This window comes from Shigella sp. FC1661 (assembly GCF_001712525.1).
Classification (GTDB): Bacteria; Pseudomonadota; Gammaproteobacteria; order Enterobacterales; family Enterobacteriaceae; genus Escherichia; species Escherichia coli.
Genome location: NZ_MDGW01000282.1, coordinates 1 through 1902, shown reverse-complemented (window position 1 = coordinate 1902; position 1902 = coordinate 1). Strand labels below are relative to the sequence as shown.

1 protein-coding gene and 2 pseudogenes are annotated in these 1902 nt (G+C 49.7%); 1 reads left to right on the top strand and 2 read right to left on the bottom strand.

Features of this window, described 5'->3' with window-relative positions; all coding sequences use genetic code 11:
• The coding region (locus BFF42_RS15750; protein WP_000179203.1) for an IS1 family transposase at positions 1-208 on the bottom strand (208 nt) is incomplete at its 3' end.
• A 49-nt stretch (positions 209-257) separates the two neighbouring features.
• On the opposite strand from BFF42_RS15750, the pseudogene BFF42_RS15745 reads away from it, so the two are divergent.
• Positions 258-1594 (top strand): annotated as a pseudogene (locus tag BFF42_RS15745) (glycoside hydrolase family 38 N-terminal domain-containing protein); the annotation flags it as partial.
• Positions 1595-1610: 16 nt separating this feature from the next.
• Here BFF42_RS15745 and BFF42_RS15740 read toward each other — a convergent pair.
• Positions 1611-1902: pseudogene (locus tag BFF42_RS15740) on the bottom strand (IS1-like element IS1X2 family transposase); the annotation flags it as partial.

The window sequence follows — 1902 nt, the reverse complement described above, 5'->3', positions numbered from 1 at the left end:
CAGTTGCCCGGCATCCAACGCCATTCATGGCCATATCAATAATTTTCTGGTGCGTACCGGGTTGAGAAGCGGTGTAAGTGAACTGCAGTTGCCATGTTTTACGGCAGTGAGAGCAGAGATAGCGCTGATGTCCGGCAGTGCTTTTGCCGTTACGCACCACCCCGTCAGTAGCTGAACAGGAGGGACAGCTGATAGAAACAGAAGCCACTGGAGCACCTCAAAAACACCATCATACACTAAATCAGTAAGTTGGCAGCATCACCGAAGCCGGCAAGTTGATTATCGGCCCCTGGTATACCCAGACCGATACCACGATTGTTTCTGCGGAATCCATCGTCCGTAATCTGATGTACGGAATGCGTGACTGCCTCGCGTTTGGCGAGCCGATGAAAATAGGTTATTTACCAGATTCCTTTGGCATGTCCGGGCAACTGCCGCATATCTACAATGGATTTGGCATTACCCGCACCATGTTCTGGCGCGGATGTTCGGAGCGCCACGGTACTGATAAAACCGAGTTTTTGTGGCAAAGCAGTGACGGTAGCGAAGTGACGGCGCAGGTGCTGCCGCTGGGCTACGCCATCGGTAAGTACTTACCTGCCGACGAAAACGGATTACGTAAACGCCTCGACAGTTATTTTGACGTGCTGGAAAAAGCGTCTGTAACCAAAGAGATTTTGCTGCCGAATGGTCATGACCAGATGCCATTGCAGCAAAATATCTTCGAAGTGATGGATAAGCTACGTGAGATCTACCCTCAACGTAAGTTTGTGATGAGCCGCTTTGAAGAGGTATTTGAGAAGATCGAAGCGCAGCGTGAAAGTCTGGCCACCCTGAAAGGTGAATTTATCGATGGCAAATATATGCGCGTACATCGCACCATCGGTTCCACGCGCATGGATATCAAAATTGCCCACGCACGTATTGAAAATAAGATTGTTAATCTGCTGGAACCGCTGGCAACGCTGGCCTGGACGTTGGGTTTTGAATACCACCACGGCTTGCTGGAGAAAATGTGGAAAGAGATCTTAAAAAATCATGCCCACGACAGTATCGGTTGTTGTTGCAGTGACAAAGTTCATCGCGAAATTGTCGCCCGCTTCGAACTGGCTGAAGACATGGCGGATAATCTGCTGCGTTTCTACATGCGCAAAATTGCCGATAACATGCCACAGAGTGATGCCGACAAACTCGTGCTGTTTAACCTGATGCCCTGGCCGCGGGAAGAAGTTATTAACACCACTGTGCGGCTGCGCGCCAGCCAGTTTAATCTACGAGACGATCGCAGCCTGTACCGTATTTTATTCGTCATGCCCGTGAGATCGATCCAGGCCTAATCGATCGGCAAATAGTTCATTACGGTAATTACGATCCCTTTATGGAGTTTGATATACAGATCAACCAGATTGTCCCTTCTATGGGCTATCGCACGCTTTATATCGAAGCGAATCAGCCTGGCAACGTGATTGCGGCAAAAAGTGACGCTGAAGGGATACTGGAAAATGCTTTCTGGCAAATTGCGCTCAATGAGGATGGTTCTCTGCAACTGGTAGATAAAGACAGCGGTGTGCGCTATGACCGAGTATTGCAAATTGGGTAATGACTCCAACTTACTGATAGTGTTTTATGTTCAGATAATGCCCGATGACCTTGTCATGCAGCTCCACCGATTTTGAGAACGACAGTGACTTCCGTCCCAGCCTTGCCAGATGTTGTCTCAGATTCAGATTATGTCGCTCAATGCGCTGAGTGTAACGCTTGCTGATAACGTGCAGCTTTCCCTTCAGGCGTGATTCATACAGCGGCCAGCCATCCGTCATCCATACCACGACCTCAAAGGCCGACAGCAGGCTCAGAAGACGCTCCAGTGTGGCCAGAGTGCGTTCACCGAAGACGTGCGCC